This window comes from Agromyces neolithicus (genome assembly GCF_039529735.1).
Lineage (GTDB): Bacteria > Actinomycetota > Actinomycetes > Actinomycetales > Microbacteriaceae > Agromyces > Agromyces neolithicus.
In genome coordinates this window covers 368529-383791 of record NZ_BAAANJ010000004.1, presented here as the reverse complement: position 1 = coordinate 383791, position 15263 = coordinate 368529, and the positions used below count along the sequence as shown (strand labels likewise).

Genomic DNA, 15263 nt, shown 5'->3' with positions numbered 1-15263 from the left:
GGTCAATACCACGCTAGAACTGATTGACCGCCCGGTCAAGACCCCAGTTCTCGTTCGCCGATCGAGAGGTATCCATTGCGCGCGGAGCGCGGGACATCCATTCTTGACGGAGCCCTACCCGCCCCCCAGCAAAGGAACTCCGTGGAACTGCTGTTCACCCCGTTCGCCGGCATCATCGCCCTCGTCATCGTCGCCGCCGTCATCCTGTGGATCTGGGCGAAAGTGCTGTACCGCAACGTGTCTCCCGACGAGGCGATCGTCGTCACCGGCAAGCGCTCGCGCCGCAAGATGGTCGACGGTGTCGACACCGAGGAGTCGGGGCAGCGCGTGGTGCACGGCCAGGGCGTGTGGATCATGCCCTTCTTCCAGAAGGCGCACAAGATCTCGCTGCGCTCGCGTGCCATCGAGATCCGCGCCGAAGCGCAGACCAACAACGGCATCACGGTGCACGTCGACGCCGTCGCGATCGTGAAGGTCGGCGACAGCGCGGCCTCGATCCGTGCCGCCGCGCAGCGGTTTCTCGGCCAAGACAAGAACATCGACATCTTCGCCCAAGAAGTGCTCTCGGGGTCGCTGCGCGCGTCGATCGGTGCGACCGACGTGCTCACGATCATCAACCGCCGTGACGAGCTCTCGGCGGCGGTGCTCGGCGTGGCGCGCGAGTCGCTCGTGAACCAGGGCCTCGACGTCGACTCGTTCGAGATCAAGGGCATCTCCGACACCAACGGCTACATCGACGACCTCGGTCGTGCCGAGCAGGCCAAGGTGCGCAAGCAGGCCGAGATCGCCGAGGCACAGGCGCAGCGTGAGGCCCGTGAGGCGGTCATCGCCGCCGAGCAGACCGTCGCCGAGCGCGAGGCCGAGCTCGCCCAGCGCAAGGCCGCGCTGCAGCGCGAGACCGACAAGGCGACCGCCGAGGCCGCTGCCGCTCGCCCGCTTGCCGAGGCACTCTCGCAGCAGGAGGTCGTCGCCCAGCAGGAGATCACCGCGCAGAAGAAGGCCGCGCTGCGTGCGGCCGAGCTCGACTCCGAGGTCAAGGCCGTCGCCGACGCCCAGGCCTACAAGGTCAAGGTCGAAGCCGAGGCCGCCGCCGACGCGGTGCGCATCGCCGCCGACGCCGACCGCGTGGCCCGCACCGCCTCGGCCGAGGCGCTGAAGGCCGAGGGTCTGGCCGAGGCCGATGCCATCAACGCGCGAGGTGCCGCAGAAGCCGCCGCCACCAAGGCCGCCGCAGAGGCGGTGGCGCAGCAGTCCGAGGCGCTGCTGCAGATGCGGCTCATCGACGCGCTGCCGCTCATCGCGCGCGAGCTGGCCGCACCTATGTCGAACATCGACCAGCTCACGGTCGTGTCGACCGACGGGGCGTCGCAGCTCGCCAAGAACGCCGTCTCGGGCATCACCGAGGTCGACGCGATGCTGAGCTCGACCATGGGCGTCGGCATCCGCGAACTCATCGGGTCGCTCGTCGGCGGCACCGCTGCGGGCGCGGCCGCCGGCTCGGCGATCGCGCGTGGCAACGAGCCCGTGCCGACGCCCGCGTTCGTCGCGCTCGACGACGCCGGCACGCGCTTCGAGGGCGCGGCCGCAGACGCGCCTGCCGACACGACCGTCCGCGACACCCCGGCCGTCACCGAGTAGCGCCGCGCGCGGGCCCGGCCGGCGCCCGGCGCGGGCTCGTTCTGAGCACAGGAACACACGCCGGGTGGACGCGAAAACAGGAACGGATGACCCGATGGGGTCATCCGTTCCTGTTTTCGGATCGGCGGGGCTGAGCGTCAGCCGATGCGGATCAGCTTCTTGTTCACGAACTCGTCGGCGCCGAGGCGGCCCATCTCGCGGCCGGTGCCCGAGCGCTTGACGCCGCCGAAGGGCAGCTCGGCGCCGTCGGCGAGCACGACGTTCACGAACACCATGCCGGCCTCGATGCTGTCGGCCACGCGCTGCGCCTGCTCGTCATCGGTCGTGAACACGTACGAGCCGAGACCGAACGGGATGTCATTGGCGATGCGCACCGCCTCGGCCTCGTCGGCGGCGCGGTAGACCTGCGCGACCGGTCCGAAGAACTCCTCTTTCGAGGCGGGGTTCTCGGGCGTGACGTCGGTGAGCACCGTCGTCGGGAAGAACGCACCCTCGCGCGCGCCGCCGTGCACGAGCGTGGCGCCGTGCTCGACGGCACGCTTGACCTGCTCGTCGAGGCCTTCGGCCGCCTTCAGCGACGACAGCGGGCCGAGCGTGGTGTCGGCCGACGTCGGGTCGCCGACCTCGATCTCGGCGAGCTTCGCCGTGAACTTCTCGAGGAACGACTCGTAGATGTCGTCGGCGACGATGAACCGCTTGGCCGCGTTGCACGACTGGCCGTTGTTGTCGAGGCGGGCGTCGACAGCTGCCTGCACCGCGCCGTCGAGGTCGTTCGTCGAGAGCAGGATGAAGGGGTCGGAGCCGCCGAGCTCGAGCACGACCTTCTTGAGGTGGCGTCCGGCGATCTCGGCGACCGCGGCACCGGCACGCTCGGAGCCGGTGAGCGAGACACCCTGCACGCGCGGGTCGGCGATGACCGTGGCGATCTGGTCGTGCGAGGCGTACATGTTCACGTAGGCGCCCTGCGGGAAGCCGGCGTCGAGGAAGATGCGCTCGATGGCCGCGGCCGACTCGGGGCACTGCTCGGCGTGCTTCAGCACGATGGTGTTGCCGATGATGAGGTTCGGGCCGGCGAACCGGGCGACCTGGTAGTACGGGAAGTTCCACGGCATCACGCCGAGCAGCACGCCCAGCGACGAGCGGCGCACGACCGCCGTGCCGTCGCCCGCGAGCAGCGTGATGGGCTCGTCCTTCAGGAAGTCGGCCGAATGGTCGGCGTAGTACCCGTAGATGTCGGCGGCGAAGTCGACCTCGCCGAGGGCCTGCTCGATGGGCTTGCCCATCTCGCGCACGATGATCTCGGCGAGCTCTTGACGGCGCTCGGTGTGCAGCTCGCTGACGCGGCGGATGAGCGCAGCGCGCTCGTCGACGGTCGAGGCCTTCGACCAGTTGCGGTGCGCCTCGTCGGCCGAGGCGATGGCTGCCTGAAGCTCGGCGTCGGTGATCGTCGGGTAGCTCTTGACCGTCTCACCGGTCGCAGGATTGATCACGGCATAGTTGCTCATGGGGATTCTCCTTCTCGGGTGCACGCGCCAGAGCTTCGTCTGCCGCGGTGCATACGCTCGTTGTTCAAAGATATAGCAGCGGATGATTTATTTCGACACGGATGCCGCAGGCTCGACGATCACGCTGAACGGCGTTGCGGCGCATTCGACCGCGGGCGACCCCGGGGCGGCCAATTGGCCGACGGGCAGCGTCGGCTCGGTCGAGAGCAGCACGCGACGTTCGGCGTTGACGAGTGCGAGGGGCTCGGGCACCTCGAGGAATCGCGACAGCAGCTCGTGCTCGAGGCGACGAACGGCGATGTCGGCACCGACGACGCCGACCATGCGCGGGCCCGCCTCGGGACCGTCGATCGCGGCATGTACGGGCATCGTCAGGGTGAGGATGTAGTCGCACGTGCAGAGGTGGTCGACGTAGGGGCCGGTGACGTGGGCGTCGCGGGTGGTCGCGGGGATGCGGTACCACTCGAGTGCGCGGAAGTCGCGCAGGTACTCGGTGTAGCCGCGCGTCGACAGGTCGAGGCGGGTCGGCTCGGTGGTCGAGCCGAGCACGGGGTTCGCCTCGAGCGGGCCGAGCCACCAGGCGAAGTGCACGTCGCGCCCGCGCACGATCTCGCCGTCGGCGATGACACCGGCACCGACGAACAACGGCACGCCGGCGTGCTCGGGGACCGGCATCAAGCGCGGCAGCACGAGGTCGGCCACGACGTCGTCGAGTGCGGCGGGCCGCATGTCGGGCGTCGTGCCGAGCGTCTGCTCGATGGGTGATCGCCATTCGGCGAGCTGGTCGAAGGCGCCGGCGAACACCGTGGTGACGGCGTCGGCGACGGCACGCACCTCGGGTGGCACGGGCGCGTCACGCGGTGATCGGCTCATCGAGCGAACCTCCTCGTTCGATGCGGGCCTTGGTGGCGAGCAGGTGCTCCGACAGTCCGCGCACGAGGTCGCCGACCGCTTCGCGCGCCTTCGCGGTGCGGTGCTGCGCGATGGCCCGCACGATGCGACGATCGTGCGCCGCCACGTCGGCTCGCTGCGCAGCGTCGTCGAGGCCGAGCAGCAGCAGGGGACCGAACTCGGCCTGAAGTCGGATCTGCTCGCGCACGAGCCGGGCCGACTGGCTGAGCACCGCGACCTCGAGGAAGAACCCGCCCTGGTTCGTGCGCGCGGCCGCCGCGGTCGTGAAGTCGGCGGCGCGCAGCCACGTCGTGATCCGCTCGGCATCGCCGGTTGACGCGCGTTCGGCGGCGCGTTCGACCGTTCCGGCGAGGATCGCCCCGAAGTACACGGCCATGTCGCTCAGCTCGACCTGCGCAAGCCCCCGCAGCCGCGTGGTGATGAGCGAGCGGTGGTCGGCGTCGTTCTCGACGATGAAGCTGCCGCCGTCGCGGCCGCGGCGCGTTTCGACGAGGCCGGTCTCGCGAAGGATGCCGAGCCCCTCGCGCACCGTGATGAGCGCGACGCCGAAGCGGCGCGCGAGTTCGGGCTCGCTCGGCAGGCGCTCGCCTGGCCCGAGCACGCCGAGCACGATGCCGTCGGTGAGGCGCTGGGCGACCTGTTCGGCACGGCCCGTGTCGGCGAGCTGGGCGAACACGGCCTCGCGTGCGCCCGGTCCCACCCTCGACTCCATGGGTTCAGGCTAGTCGAGCGGCAGGCCGCCGAATGGCGGCGCGCGCAGAAATCATTCAAGATAGGATGAATTGGCGCGGTCGAAGGGCCGCCGACATGCGAAGGCGGATGACCCATGCACGAGCCACGGCCCGATGAGGCGCCACGGGGCGTACTCGCCGGTGTGCGCGTCGCCGACTTCTCGCGGGTGCTCGCCGGGCCCTACACGACCATGATGCTCGCCGACTTCGGCGCCGACGTCGTGAAGATCGAGCCGCCGACCGGCGACGACACCCGGCACTGGGCTCCGCCCGTCGACGCGAACGGGCAGGCCACCTACTTCGGCAGCGTGAACCGCAACAAGCGCTCGGTCGCCCTCGACCTGAACGATGCAGCCGACCTTGCTGAGGCGCAGCGGCTCGCGGCGACGGCGGATGTCGTCATCGAGAACTTCAGGCCGGGAGTCATGGCGCGGTTCGGGCTCGCGTTCGACGACGTGCATGCGGTCAATCCCGGCGCCGTCTACTGCTCGATCACGGGGTTCGGCACCGGTGAGGGCGCGGCGCTCGCCGGCTACGACCTGCTCGTGCAGGCCGTCGGCGGGCTCATGTCGATCACCGGCGCGTCCGACGGCGAACCCGCCAAGGCCGGCGTCGCACTCGTCGACGTGCTGACGGGGCAGAACGCGCTGGCCGGAATCCTGCTCGCCCTGCGCGAGCGCGACCGCACCGGTGCAGGTCAGCTCGTCGAGGTCAACCTCGTGCAGAGCATGCTGTCGGCGCTGACCAACCAGGCGGCGTCGACGCTCGCCACGGGCACGGCGCCGAAGCGGCTCGGCAATGCGCACCCGAGCATCGCACCGTACGCGGTGTTCCATGCCGCCGACCGCGAACTCGTCATCGCCGTCGGCAACGACAAGCAGTTCCGGGCGCTTGCCGCGGTGCTCGGGGCGGATCTCGATACGCGTCATCCTTCGTCGGGCGCTACTCGATCGGCGGGGGTGAGTCCTCCTTCGTCGGGCGCTACTCGATCGGCGGGGGTGAGTCCTCCTTCGTCGGGCGCTACTCGATCGGCGGGGGTGAGTCCTCCTTCGTCGGGCGCTACTCGATCGGCGGGGGTGAGTCCTTCTTCGTCGGGCGCTACTCGATCGGCGGGGGAGTCTGTTTCGTCGGGCGCTACTCGATCGGCGGGGTTCGACGATGCACGGTTCGCGACGAACGCCGAAAGAGTCGCGCATCGCGCCGAGCTCACCGCGCTTATCGAGCAATGTCTGGCCGGGGCATCCGCCGATCACTGGGTCGCCGCGCTCACCGAAGTCGGCGTTCCCGCCGGACTCGTGAACGACGTCGGCGAGGCGATCGCATTCGCCGGGGGACTCGGGCTGGACCCGGTCGCTGAGATCCCCGCCGCCACGCACGTCAGCCGCACCATCGCGAATCCGATCCGACTGACCACCGACCCCGCCGCCTACCGAACCCCTCCGCCCGCGCTCGACGAACATTCGGGCGCCGACTGGCTCGAGACATCCGCCCGCCGAAAGGAACCACGATGACCACCGCCCCGCGAATCGACGCCGTGTTCGACCTCGACGCCCTGCTCAGCGAAGACGAGCGCGAGTGGCAGCAGCGTGCGCGGCGCTTCGCGCAAGAGCGCATCATGCCGGTGATCGAGGACGACTTCGAGCAGAAGCACTTCCGCCGCGAGCTCGTGAAGGAGCTCGGTGACCTCGGGTTCCTCGGCATGCACCTGAAGGGCTACGGATGCGCCGGGGCCGGCGCCGTCGCGTACGGGCTCGCGTGTCTCGAGCTCGAGGCCGCCGACTCGGGCTGGCGCACCTTCGTGTCGGTGCAGGGTTCGCTCGCAATGAGCGCGATCCACAAGTACGGCTCGGCGGAGCAGAAGAACCGCTGGCTGCCCGGCATGGCCGCCGGCGACCTCGTCGGCTGCTTCGCGCTCACCGAACCGCAGGGCGGCAGCGACCCCGCCGGCATGACGACGACCGCGCGGCGCGACGGCGACGGCTGGGTCATCGACGGCGCCAAGCGCTGGATCGGGCTCGCCTCGCTGGCCGACGTGGCCGTCGTCTGGGCGAAGGTCGAAGACCCCTCGGGTGCCTTCGGCGAGGGCGGCAGCGCGGTGCGCGGGTTCCTCGTGCCGACCTCGACGCCCGGCTTCACGGCGACGCCGATCGACGGCAAGCTGTCGATGCGCGCGTCGGTGCAGTGCGACATCACGTTCGACGGGGTGCGGGTCGACGACGACGCGATCCTGCCCGGCGCACGCGGACTCAGCGGCCCCTTCGGCTGCCTCAACGAAGCCCGCTACGGAATCGTGTGGGGTGCGATGGGCGCCGCCCGCTCGTGCCTCGAGGCGGCGATCGAGCGGTCGACCTCGCGCGAGGTGTTCGGTAAGCCGATCGGCGCGAACCAGCTCATCCAGGCCAAGCTCGCCGACATGTTCCTCGAGGTCGAGAAGGGTGTTCTGCTCGCCCTGCACCTCGGCCGGCTGAAGGAGCAGGGCACGCTCACACCCGCGCAGATCTCGGTCGGAAAGCTCAACAGCGTGCGAGAGGCGCTGCACATCGCGCACGAGGCGCGGGCCATCCTCGCAGGCGACGGCATCACGAACGCGTGGCCGGTCATGCGGCACGCCGCGAACCTCGAGTCGGTGCGCACCTACGAGGGCACCGACGAGATCCACCAGCTCATCCTCGGACGTGAGCTCACCGGACTGAACGCGTTCTGAAGGGTCGTCGGTCGAGCCGAACACCCCGGCATCGATGTGCGCAATTCAGGTCCGCGCACGGCGTGTCGCGTCATCCGGTGCCGATATGCCCCCGCGACACACCTCCGTACCTGAATTGCGTACTGGAGAGTCGGCGTGGGCTGGAGCAGTAGGTGGGGCAGTGGGCTGGAGCCGGGGGGCTCGGAGGAATGAAACGCGGGGTAACGCCGTTTCAATCTGGAGGCCGGGTCGTGATGGACTCGACCGCATCACCGCACACCTGCGGCCTCCACACCTCCCCATGAACGGAGCCTCTATGACCCGCGCCTCTCGCGTCCGCACCCTGCTCGGCCTCGCCGCGGCCTCTGCCGCCCTCGTCGTGCTCGCCGCATGCTCGAGCGGTTCGCCCGAGGCTTCGGCCGGGTCATCCGCCGCAGGTGACGACTTCGGACTCGTGAAGGCCGGCACGCTCACCGTCGCGACCGAGGGCACGTACCGCCCCTTCAGCTTCCACGACGACGGCTCGGGCGACCTGGTCGGCTACGACGTCGAGGTGGCCGAGGCCGTCGCCGACAAGCTCGGCCTCGAGATCGAGTTCCAGGAGACGCAGTGGGACGCGATCTTCGCCGGCCTCGACGCGGGCCGGTTCGACGTGATCGCGAACCAGGTGTCGATCAACCCCGAGCGCGAAGAGCAGTACCTGTTCAGCGCGCCCTACACGGTGTCGTCGGGCGTCATCGTCGTCAACGAGGGCGACACCTCGATCTCGAGCTTCGACGACCTCGCCGGCAAGACCACCGCCCAGTCGCTCACGAGCAACTGGAACGAGCTCGCCACCGAATCGGGCGCCAACGTCGAGGCCGTCGAGGGCTGGGCCCAAGCCGTCGCTCTGCTGCAGCAGGGCAGGGTCGACGCGACCATCAACGACGAGCTCACCTACCTCGATTTCGTGAACACCAACGGCCCGTCGGGCATCGAGGTCGCCGCGACGACCAGCGATTCGTCGCTGAGCGCGCTCGCCTTCACGAAGGACAAGACCGACCTCGTCGCCGCGATCGACACCGCGCTCGACGAGCTGCGCGCCGAGGGCGTGCTCGCCGAGCTCGGCGAGAAGTACTTCGGCGCCGACGTCTCCGAGTAGTCTCTGGTTCGAAACCGTCGGCCCCGCCAGGTGCGGGGCCGACGGTGCTTCCTGACGCGAAGGGCGGTAGGTCATGGCCGAAGGCTGGCAGCTGTTCCTCGATTCGTTCTGGCCCCTCGTGCTCGGCGGGCTCACCGGCACCATCCCGCTGGCACTCGCTTCGTTCGCGATCGGACTCGTGCTCGCGCTCGGCGTCGCGCTCATGCGACTCTCGAAGAACCGGGTGGTTTCGGGCATCGCCCGGTTCTACATCTCGGTGATCCGGGGCACACCGCTGCTCGTGCAGCTTTTCGTGATCTTCTACGGCATGCCGTCGATCGGCATCGTGCTCGACCCGTGGCCGAGTGCGATCATCGCGTTCTCGCTGAACGTCGGCGGGTACGCCGCCGAGGTCATCCGCGCCGCGATCCTCTCAGTGCCGAAGGGCCAGTGGGAGGCCGGCTACACGATCGGCATGTCGCACGGCACCGCGCTGCGGCGCATCATCCTGCCGCAGGCGGCGCGAGTCTCGGTGCCGCCGCTCTCGAACACGTTCATCTCGCTCGTGAAGGACACGTCGCTCGCGTCGCTCATCCTCGTCACCGAGTTGTTCCGCGTCGCCGAGCAGATCGCCGCGTTCAGCGGCGAGTTCATGCTGATCTATCTCGAGGCGGCACTCATCTACTGGCTGTTCTGCCTCGTGCTCTCGGCCGGGCAGGGCCGCATCGAGCAGCGATTGGACCGCTATGTCGCACAGTGACCCAGCCGGCGAGCGAGCGGATGTCCCGGGCGGCGACCCGCTCGCCCCCGCCGACATCCCCGACGATTCGGTGCTGCTCACGGCACGGGGCATCCGCAAGTCGTTCGGCGACAACGAGGTGCTGCGCTCGATCGATCTCGAGGTGCGTCGCGGCGAGGTCGTCGTGCTCATCGGGCCGAGCGGCTCGGGCAAGACCACGGTGCTGCGCTCGCTGAACGGCCTCGAGACGCCCGATGCCGGAACGATCGACTTCGAGGGCGGCCCGTCGCTCGACTTCGCCGCACCGATCGCGAAGGCGACGCGGTTCGCGTTGCGCGACCGGTCGGCCATGGTGTTCCAGCAGCACAACCTGTTTCCGCACATGACGGTCATCGAGAACGTCATCGAAGGCCGGGTGCGCGTGCAGCGGGTTCCGAAGAAGCAGGCGATCGCCGAGGCATCCGCACTGCTCGAACGCGTGGGCCTCGCCGAGAAGCGCGACGCCTACCCGTTCGAACTGTCGGGCGGCCAGCAGCAGCGCGTCGGCATCGTGCGGGCGCTGGCGCTGAAGCCGCAGCTGCTGCTGTTCGACGAGCCGACGAGCGCGCTCGATCCCGAGCTCGTGGGCGAGGTGCTGCAGGTCATCAAGGAGCTCGCCGACGAGGGCTGGACCATGGTCGTCGTGACCCACGAGCTGAGCTTCGCGCGGCAGGCGGCCGACGAGGTGCTGTTCATGGACGGCGGTGTCGTCGTCGAGCGGGGTGCGCCCGCGCAGATCTTCACGAAGCCGGCGGAGGAGCGCACCCGGCGGTTCCTCGACCGCATCCTGCGACCGCTCGACTGACTCGTGCTCGGCGGGTGTATGGTGCTTCCCAAGGTCGTGCCGGTGATGGATACGGGGGATTCCATGAATATCGTCGCACCACAAGATGGACGGGATGAGGCTGCTCCGGGGGCACCGTCGCTGAAGCCGGGAAAGAAGTCCAAGAAGCCGAAGCCGTGTGTGCCGTGTGCTCCAACCGGTGCGACCGCGATTCGCGTGCGCTCCGATCGCCTGCAGGTGGTCGACGCCGCGGGAGCCATTCTGCATTCGGTGACGTACTTCGATCCCATCGTCGTGGCGGTGGCCGCGATCAGCGCGGCCACAGGTTCTGCGCCCGTGATCACGCCGCACAGTGGCGGGATCGAATCGGCGCCCGGCACCTATTACCGGTGGGGCGGGCTGCAGCTCAACGATTCGAACTCCTCCGTCGCTCCTCCTCTGGAGCCGGAGTGGTTCGTGCGTGTAGACGGACCGACCGCGGACGGGTTGCCCGTGACGACAGCTGCCGGGGTATCTGTCGGCCAGTCGCAGGTGGATGTCGAGGCACTGGTGCCCGGCACACTGCAGTCGCTCGTGGTCGCCGGCGAGACGGTGTTAGACGGTCGGTACGAGGAGACCGTCGTCGGTCACGACAGCGGTGCCGACCTGACCCACTCGGTCTTCGTCAGGCTCGAGGGCGTGCCGCTCGGCGTGACGGTGATGCTCGCCCCGGCGAGAAATTACGGCAGCTGACACGATCCGGTTGGGTCTACGCGGCGGAGCGGAGTCGTCGTCGCCGCCGGGCGTTGACGGATAGATCATCCGCGGCACAGTATGGGGCGATGACGACGAACGTCATGATCCTCGGAGCCGGCTTCGGCGGCTTGGAGCTGGCGAGCATCCTGTCGGAGCGGCTCGCCGGCGAGGTCGACGTCACCGTCGTCGACCAGTGCGACGCGTTCGTGTTCGGCTTCTCGAAGCTCGAGGTGCTCTTCGGGCACCAGACGGCGCAACAGGTGCGCCTTCCGTACAGTGAGATCGGCTTGCCTGGAGTTGAGTTCAGGCAGGAGCGGGTGCTTGCCATCGACCCGTCGGCGCGCCACGTCGTCACCGACGTGGCGGCCTACGACCCCGACGTGATCGTCATCGCGCTCGGCGCCGACTACGACCTCGACGCGACGCCGGGGTTCGTCGACGGCGGATTCGAGTACTACACGGTCGCCGGCGCCGAGCGGCTGCGCGACGAGCTGGCGGGGTTCGACGGCGGCAGGGTGCTGCTGGCGGTGCTGTCGATTCCGTTCAAGTGCCCGCCGGCGCCGTACGAGGCGATGCTGCTGCTGCACGATCGACTCGTCGAGCGCGGGCTGCGTGGCGCGTGCGAACTTCACCTGGTCAGCCCGCAACCCTCACCGATCCCAGTCTCGCCTCAGGCGTCGGCCGCGCTTGAGCGGGCCATGGCGGAACGCGGAATCGAGTACACCAAACGCCGTCGCGTCTATGGCATCGACCCCGCCGCGAAGGTGGCGCACTACAAAGATCACGACGAGTCGTATGACCTGTTCATCGGCATCCCGGTGCATAAGGCCCCCGACGTGCTCGTCGAGGCGGGGCTGACCGGGGAGGAGGGCTGGGTCGCGGTCGATCGGCGCACCCTGCAGACCGCGCACGACGGTGTCTATGCGCTCGGGGACTGCGCAGAGACCGGCATCCCGAAGGCCGGCACGTTCGCGGAGAGCGCGGCGAAGCTCGTTGCCGACGAGATCGTGAGCAGCACGCGGGGCGACCCGAATGGCGACACGGAGCGATCGCGCGGCGGCACGGGGCTGTGCTATCTGGAGTTAGGGCGTGGCGAGGTGGGTCGCGTCGATGTCGACTTCTACGCCGACGGCGGGCCGATGGCGCCACTGCGCGGCCCTGCGGTCGGTTACGTGGCCGAGAAGGCCGAGTTCGGCGCTGTGCGACGCCTCGCTGGTTCGCCGGCTCGTCGGTCGAGTAGCGCCCAACGAGCGTAGCGATACCGCGCAGGCGGTTCTCGCTACGCTCGCTGCGCCACCGGCTCTCGTCGGCGCGTACTGCGGCTACGGTGCCGGCGTCCAGGGATCCCGCTTGAGGTTCGAGCCCGGCTCCTGGTTGCGGGTCCACCGCTCGGCGACGAACTGCTCGCCGTCGTGCGAGACCACGTCTCCCCCGAGGAAGACGCGTGATGCGGTCCACAGGTCGACCCCGTCGGCATTCGTCGTGATCTCCTGCCACGGCCCCTTCGGGTCGCCCGGGGTCGTGTTCTTGGTCCACCAGGTGGCCTCGAACAGCCTGCCCTCGAAGGTCACGAGGTCACCCGAGGTGTAGACGGAGACTGCATCCCACAGCGGCGCACGTTGGAGCTCGAGCGCAACTCCGGCCGCGACGGTCTCGACCGTGCGCGAGCCGTTCGCTGCGGTCGCGTCGAACGATGCCGGGGTGAGGGATCCGGCAGCGACATGCTCGGCGGTCAGCACGACCGTCTCCGAGCCCGCAGTGCGCGTTTCGCCGACGGTGAGCGAGCCGATCTCGTCGTAACCCACCGTCACATCGTCGAGCACGACGTTGCCGGCGTTGGTCAGGGTGCTGGTCCAGGTGACCGTGTCGCCGACGTTCGCAACGCCGTTGCCGTTCACGTCGGTGAACTCGCCGGAGGTCTGGCCGCTCAGCTGGGGATTGCGGGCGAGCACGTCGACCTCGCCGCCGTCGACCTCGATGGTCTTGGTGGTCTGACCGGCGGCGCTGACCGTCCAGATCGTGTCGGCGACGAAGTAGCCGCGGTCACGGTCGGCCTGCGTGACGGTGTGCTTCGGGGTGGTGCAGTCGTAGCTGCCGAAGGCCGGCAGGCTGAGGTAGCGGCAGTTGCCCGGCCCCGGCGGGATGAACGGTGCGAAGTCCCCCGCCGTCGGAACCACCGCCGCCGTGACCGGCGAGGTGCTGTCGACGCGGAATGCGTACGGCACCTGCTCGCCGATGGCGTAGGGGCTGGATGCCAGGTCCCGCCCTTCATCCGTTCGGGCGCCGGTGATCGTGGCGCCGAGCACCCCGTCGCGTAGGAGTACCGCCGCGCCGGTGTGCTCGACCAGCACCGTGTTCGCGGTGTCGGTCATGGGTGCGACCGTGAAGCTGAACTCGGGCGCGAACCAGCCGCGCCCGATGTCCTCCGCCGTCAGGGTGTGCCGCGGCGTGTTGCAGTTGTACCCGTCCATGGCGGGGAGGTTGCGCCAGCGGCACGCGGTGGGTGCGAAGCCGCTCGTGAAGTTCGAGGCATCCGGGGTCACCAGCGTGGCCATGGTCGACGTGCTGTCGACCCGCACCTGGAAGCTCAGCACGTCGCCCGCGACGAACGGGTTGGCGATGGCGTCGCGTGCCGCGGTGGTGATCGTCGAACCCAGCGTCAGACCCAGCTGGGTCGCCTGCGGCAGCCGCAGTGTGGCGGTGGTCTGGCTCAATCGGCCGTCGGCCGCGGTGAACGCCGCCTGAAGGCGCTGCGTGCCGGCGGCGCCGGCCGGCGCCGTCACCGCGACGGCGACGGTCGTCGACGCACCTGGGGCAAGATCGGCGACGGACGCAGACGACGAGGCCCATCCTGCGGGGGTATGGAACGACACCTCGCCCGAGAGGGCGGTCGTCTCCTGGTTGGTGACGGTCACGGTCACCTCGGTCGCGACGCCGGGCTCAAGATCGGTCTCGGGCACCGACAGTGGTGCGCACGTCGCATTGATCCAGGCCTGATCGAACGTCGAGAACTGCACGTTGTCGGTGTAGCTGCGCTCCCAGAGCACGCCGATGCGGCCGCCGTCGAGCATCGCCGCCTGGGAGTACGCGAAGAAGCCGGGCTCGATGGTGCGAAGGCCCGGCCACGTCTCGCCGTCGTCGCACGACAGGCGCACCGCGCCGTTGACCCGGCTGCCGTTCGCCCCGTTGTTCGAGTTGGTGAACAGCAGCTTGCGTGCGTCGGCACTGCCGGCCGCGGCATCGGGGTGCAGCCGGATGATCGACGCGTTGTTCGTGGGGTCGGGCAGCTCGAGGTCTCGCGTCACGGGGCCGTAGGTGGCGCCGCCGTCGGTCGAGATCGCCACCTTGCGGGCGTGCCCGTTGCTGCTGTCGCGCGAGTTGAGCATCACGCGGCCGTCGGACAGCTCGACCACCTTGTTCTCGTCCATCCCGGTGCCGACGAACTCGCCGCGCTGCCAGCTGTCGCCGTGGTCGTCGGAGTAGACCGAGTAGGCCTGGATCTGCGTGGAGCCGTCGGCCTGGCGCACGGTGCCGGCGTACTGCTGGATGAGGCGGCCGGCGTGCGGACCGTACTTCAGCTGGATGCCGGCGCCCGAGGTCGCGAAGTTGGCGCGCACGTCGCCCGCGACGGGCGTGTAGGTGCCGCCGGACGTCGTGCCGGTCGCCGGCTTCGTCACGTCGGTGATCAGCCGGGGCTCGCTCCACGTGACACCGCCGTCGTCGGAGTGGATGACCGCAGAGCTGATCACCTGTCGGTTCGCGTCATCGTTGCCGTACGTGCTGCCGTGGAAGCCCTGGTCCTTCGAGTACACGAAGAACGAGAACAGGCGGCCGGTCTCCTGATCGAACACGTAACTCGGGTCGGAGTAGCCGTACCTCGGCGCGTCGGCATCCCCCACGTGGCCTGCGGCGATGATCTTCAGCGGCCCCCAGGTCAGGCCGTTGTCGGTCGAACGGCGCTGGATGATCGAGTTCGGGTTCGGGGCGTCCGCGGCACTGCCCGGGCGGGCGTCCCACGACGCCACCACGACGCCGTCGCCGAGGTGGGCGATGGCGGGAATGCGGTAGAAGAAGTTCTCTGCCGTGCGGTCGGCGGCGAGGTTGACCGACGTGAACGTACCCGGGGCGGACGTCGGGTCATTCAGGTAGTCGGGCGGAGTCGCCGCGAACGTCGGCTGCACGGCGCCGATGCTCATGGCCGCGGTCACAAGGCCGGCGAGCAACGTGGTCGAGACGACCGACGAGCGGGATCGACGGCCGGGACGGTCGGTCGGGGAGATGTTGCGCACAGGGGTCACTTTCGTCATTGAAGGATGAGTGCGCCGACATACGACATCCGATGTCGGACTTCGTGAATGTATCAAGGGCCGGTGCCGC

General features: G+C 69.3%; 12 protein-coding genes. 8 read left to right on the top strand and 4 right to left on the bottom strand.

Features of this window, described 5'->3' with window-relative positions:
- Positions 1-141 precede the first annotated feature (141 nt).
- Positions 142-1638, top strand: coding sequence for a flotillin family protein (locus ABD164_RS07245; RefSeq protein WP_344294939.1), 1497 nt, complete (start codon positions 142-144; stop codon positions 1636-1638).
- A gap of 137 nt (positions 1639-1775) precedes the next feature.
- Here ABD164_RS07245 and ABD164_RS07240 read toward each other — a convergent pair whose 3' ends face one another.
- The 3 genes from ABD164_RS07240 to ABD164_RS07230 form a co-directional block, all read right to left on the bottom strand.
- Entirely contained in the window at positions 1776-3143 is a 1368-nt protein-coding gene (locus ABD164_RS07240; protein WP_344294937.1) for an NAD-dependent succinate-semialdehyde dehydrogenase, read from the bottom strand.
- A gap of 87 nt (positions 3144-3230) precedes the next feature.
- The gene (locus ABD164_RS07235) at positions 3231-4016 is read right to left on the bottom strand and encodes a cache domain-containing protein (protein ID WP_344294935.1); all 786 of its coding nucleotides are present in this window, start codon (positions 4014-4016) and stop codon (positions 3231-3233) included.
- Entirely contained in the window at positions 3997-4767 is a 771-nt protein-coding gene (locus ABD164_RS07230; RefSeq protein ID WP_344294932.1) for a FadR/GntR family transcriptional regulator, read from the bottom strand. The genes ABD164_RS07235 and ABD164_RS07230 overlap by 20 nt, the downstream gene beginning before the upstream one ends.
- Before the next feature lie 114 nt (positions 4768-4881).
- Here ABD164_RS07230 and ABD164_RS07225 point away from each other — a divergent pair, with 114 nt between their 5' ends.
- From ABD164_RS07225 to ABD164_RS07195, 7 genes are all read left to right on the top strand, one after another.
- Positions 4882-6297 carry a CoA transferase gene (locus ABD164_RS07225; protein ID WP_344294929.1) on the top strand — a complete coding sequence of 472 codons (1416 nt, stop codon included), beginning with the start codon at positions 4882-4884 and terminating at the stop codon, positions 6295-6297.
- On the top strand, positions 6294-7490 hold the full coding sequence (locus tag ABD164_RS07220; protein ID WP_344294926.1) for an acyl-CoA dehydrogenase family protein: 1197 nt from the start codon (positions 6294-6296) through the stop codon (positions 7488-7490). Before ABD164_RS07225 ends, ABD164_RS07220 begins: the two co-directional genes overlap by 4 nt.
- A gap of 295 nt (positions 7491-7785) precedes the next feature.
- Positions 7786-8610 (top strand): amino acid ABC transporter substrate-binding protein, encoded by an 825-nt coding sequence (locus ABD164_RS07215; protein WP_344294923.1) that lies wholly within the window; start codon positions 7786-7788, stop codon positions 8608-8610.
- A gap of 73 nt (positions 8611-8683) precedes the next feature.
- Complete coding sequence (locus tag ABD164_RS07210) at positions 8684-9349, top strand: amino acid ABC transporter permease (protein WP_344294920.1); 666 nt, start codon at positions 8684-8686, stop codon at positions 9347-9349.
- Complete coding sequence (locus tag ABD164_RS07205; RefSeq protein ID WP_344294917.1) at positions 9336-10172, top strand: amino acid ABC transporter ATP-binding protein; 837 nt, start codon at positions 9336-9338, stop codon at positions 10170-10172. The genes ABD164_RS07210 and ABD164_RS07205 overlap by 14 nt, the downstream gene beginning before the upstream one ends.
- Positions 10173-10190: 18 nt before the next feature.
- Positions 10191-10883, top strand: coding sequence for a hypothetical protein (locus ABD164_RS07200; protein ID WP_344294915.1), 693 nt, complete (start codon positions 10191-10193; stop codon positions 10881-10883).
- Positions 10884-10972: 89 nt separating this feature from the next.
- Entirely contained in the window at positions 10973-12142 is a 1170-nt protein-coding gene (locus ABD164_RS07195; protein ID WP_344294913.1) for an NAD(P)/FAD-dependent oxidoreductase, read from the top strand.
- Between the two features lie 66 nt (positions 12143-12208).
- Here ABD164_RS07195 and ABD164_RS07190 read toward each other — a convergent pair whose 3' ends face one another.
- Positions 12209-15193 (bottom strand): exo-alpha-sialidase, encoded by a 2985-nt coding sequence (locus ABD164_RS07190; protein WP_344294910.1) that lies wholly within the window; start codon positions 15191-15193, stop codon positions 12209-12211.
- Positions 15194-15263 lie beyond the last annotated feature (70 nt).